Source organism: Vibrio sp. 10N.222.46.A1, from assembly GCF_041473595.1.
Taxonomy (GTDB): domain Bacteria; phylum Pseudomonadota; class Gammaproteobacteria; order Enterobacterales; family Vibrionaceae; genus Vibrio; species Vibrio tasmaniensis_A.
On sequence record NZ_JBFRSN010001239.1, the window covers coordinates 1 to 2,347 of the forward strand.

General features: G+C 39.8%; 3 protein-coding genes. 2 read left to right on the forward strand and 1 reads right to left on the reverse strand.

Going from position 1 to position 2,347, the window contains the following annotated elements:
• Window positions 1–13: 13 nt before the first annotated feature.
• A complete protein-coding gene (locus tag AB4496_RS25560; protein WP_009848811.1) occupies window positions 14–283 on the forward strand; it encodes a hypothetical protein in 270 nt (89 codons plus the stop codon).
• Between the two features lie 102 nt (window positions 284–385).
• Complete coding sequence (locus AB4496_RS25565) at window positions 386–1,690, forward strand: inosine/guanosine kinase (RefSeq protein ID WP_009848810.1); 1,305 nt, start codon at window positions 386–388, stop codon at window positions 1,688–1,690.
• A gap of 167 nt (window positions 1,691–1,857) precedes the next feature.
• On the opposite strand, the gene AB4496_RS25570 is transcribed toward AB4496_RS25565, so the two are convergent.
• Window positions 1,858–2,268: an H-NS family nucleoid-associated regulatory protein gene (locus AB4496_RS25570; RefSeq protein ID WP_012604381.1), complete on the reverse strand. Its 411-nt coding sequence runs from the start codon at window positions 2,266–2,268 to the stop codon at window positions 1,858–1,860.
• Window positions 2,269–2,347: the final 79 nt, after the last annotated feature.

A 2,347-nucleotide genomic window follows, 5' to 3' on the forward strand; every position in this document is an offset into this window, starting at 1 on the left:
GCTGAGATAAAAAATGTCTGAACAAAATGAGTTTATGCAAGAAGAACAGTTGATCGAGATTATCGAGAACCAACTTGAAGATGGGCAACCAGTAAAAGTTAAAGAGACGCTAATGCGTTTAATGATGACAGGTACACCTCGTGAAGAGGCAATTGTAGCGATGGCATGTGCACTGGCAATTGAAGTATTTGATGTAATGAAAAACGGCGCAGAGTTTAATCAAAAACGTTACGCCGAGCATTTGGGCATGCTGCCTGATCTTAGCTTTATGGAAGGCGAATAAAAAAATAGCCTAGCAAACGTTTGCTATAGTTTGAAAGATTGCCGCGTTAAATATAGCGCGGTAGAATCCGCCACCTATTTCCCCTTGACTTAGACTAGCCCTATGAAATTCCCTGGACAACGTAAATCAAAGCACTATTTTCCGGTTCACGCTCGTGACCCTTTAGTAAGCCAAGCTCAAACGAGCAAAAGAATGTCACGTACCCATATTATCGGTATTGACCAAACTTTGGTGGATATTGAAGCAAAGGTGAGTTCTGAGCTAATCGAAAAATATGGCTTAAGTAAGGGACACTCTTTGGTTATTGGTGATGAAGCTGCTGAATCTTTGTATCAAGAATTAAAAGAACAGTGCCTGATCACTAATGAATACGCAGGTGGCACAATTGGTAATACATTACACAACTACTCAGTATTGGCGGATGACCGTTCAACACTATTGGGTGTAATGAGCCAAGATATTAAAATTGGTAGCTACGGTTACCGCTATTTATGTAATACATCAAGCAGAATGGATCTGAACCATTTACAAGGGGTAGATGGCGCAATTGGTCGCTGCTTTGCATTAATTACAGAAGATGGTGAACGTACTTTCGCAATTAGCGAAGGACAAATGAACCAATTAAAACCAGAAAGCATTCCTGAGAAAATTTTCAAAAGTGCTTCTGCTTTAGTATTAACGGCGTATTTAGTTCGTTGTAAACCAGGTGACCCTATGCCTGAAGCAACAATGAAAGCTATTGAGTACGCGAAGAAATACGATGTACCTGTTGTTTTAACGCTTGGTACTAAATTCGTTATTCAAGATGATCCAGAGTTTTGGAAAGATTTCCTTGAACAACATGTAACCGTTGTTGCAATGAATGAAGACGAAGCTGAAGCATTAACGGGTGAAAGCGATCCTCTAGCTGCTTCAGACAAAGCACTAGATTGGGTAGACTTAGTTCTATGTACAGCAGGCCCTGTGGGCTTGTTTATGGCGGGTTACACAGAAGATGCAGTGAAGCGTGAAACATCATTACCGTTGTTACCAGGCTCGATTGCTGAATTTAACCGTTATGAGTTTAGTCGTCCCGCACATAAAGATTTATGTGAAAATCCAACGAAAATCTATTCGCATATCGCACCTTACATGGGCGGCCCAGAAAAGATTAAGAATACGAATGGTGCCGGTGATGCTGCGTTGTCTGCTCTATTACATGATATGGCCGCTAATAAGTACCATAAAGAAAATGTGCCTAACTCAAGTAAGCATCAGCATTCATTCTTGACGTATTCTTCTTTCTCACAAGTTTGTAAATATTCAAACCGCGCAAGTTATGAAGTATTAGTTCAGCACTCGCCACGATTATCTCGAGGCCTTCCTGAAAGAGAAGATAGTCTAGAAGAAGCGTACTGGGAAAGATAAGGCATTTTTTTGATTTATATTTCACTATTAGAAATATAAAAAAGGCTCCGAAAGGAGCCTTTTTTGTTTCTGAATATATTGAAGCCGTAAATAATACTTTAGTCGACTTAAATATTAATTCTATTGCTTAGTGGGTTATTGATGATTCACTTAGCAAACTCGATGCCTTAAAGAGCAAACTCTTCTAGAGATTTACCAGCATCTAGTTGTTCTTGGATAGCTGAAGGCGTACGGCCTTGACCTGTCCAAGTTTTTTCGTCGCCATTCGCGTCTACGTATTTGTATTTCGCAGGGCGAGGAGCACGTTTAGATTTTGTTGTTTTAGATTTTGCTTCACCAGAAAGTGCAGCAATAAGATCGGCAACATCGATTCCGTCTTTTGCAATTTGTTCTGCGATAGCAGAAAGCTTAGCTTCTTGCTCTGCTTTTGCTGCGCGTTCTTCAGCTTCAGACTCTTGACGTTCTTGTACAACAATAGTCAGCTTGTCTAGCGCTTCTTCAAGTTGCTCAAGAGTTAATTCACGTGAGAACGCACGAAGGCTACGGATATTTAATAGAGTTTTTGTTAATTCAGACATGATATTTCCCATCAAGGTAAACTAAATAATCCTCCTAATAATAAACAGAGCCTAAGAATAAAACAAATAGTATTTCTTC

Bases quoted from the DNA above. Each gene is read 5' to 3' on its own strand.
- AB4496_RS25560 (WP_009848811.1), top strand. From the start codon at position 14: ATGTCTGAACAAAATGAGTTTATGCAAGAAGAACAGTTGATCGAGATT.
- AB4496_RS25565 (WP_009848810.1), top strand. From the start codon at position 386: ATGAAATTCCCTGGACAACGTAAATCAAAGCACTATTTTCCGGTTCAC.
- AB4496_RS25570 (WP_012604381.1), bottom strand. From the start codon at position 2,268: ATGTCTGAATTAACAAAAACTCTATTAAATATCCGTAGCCTTCGTGCG.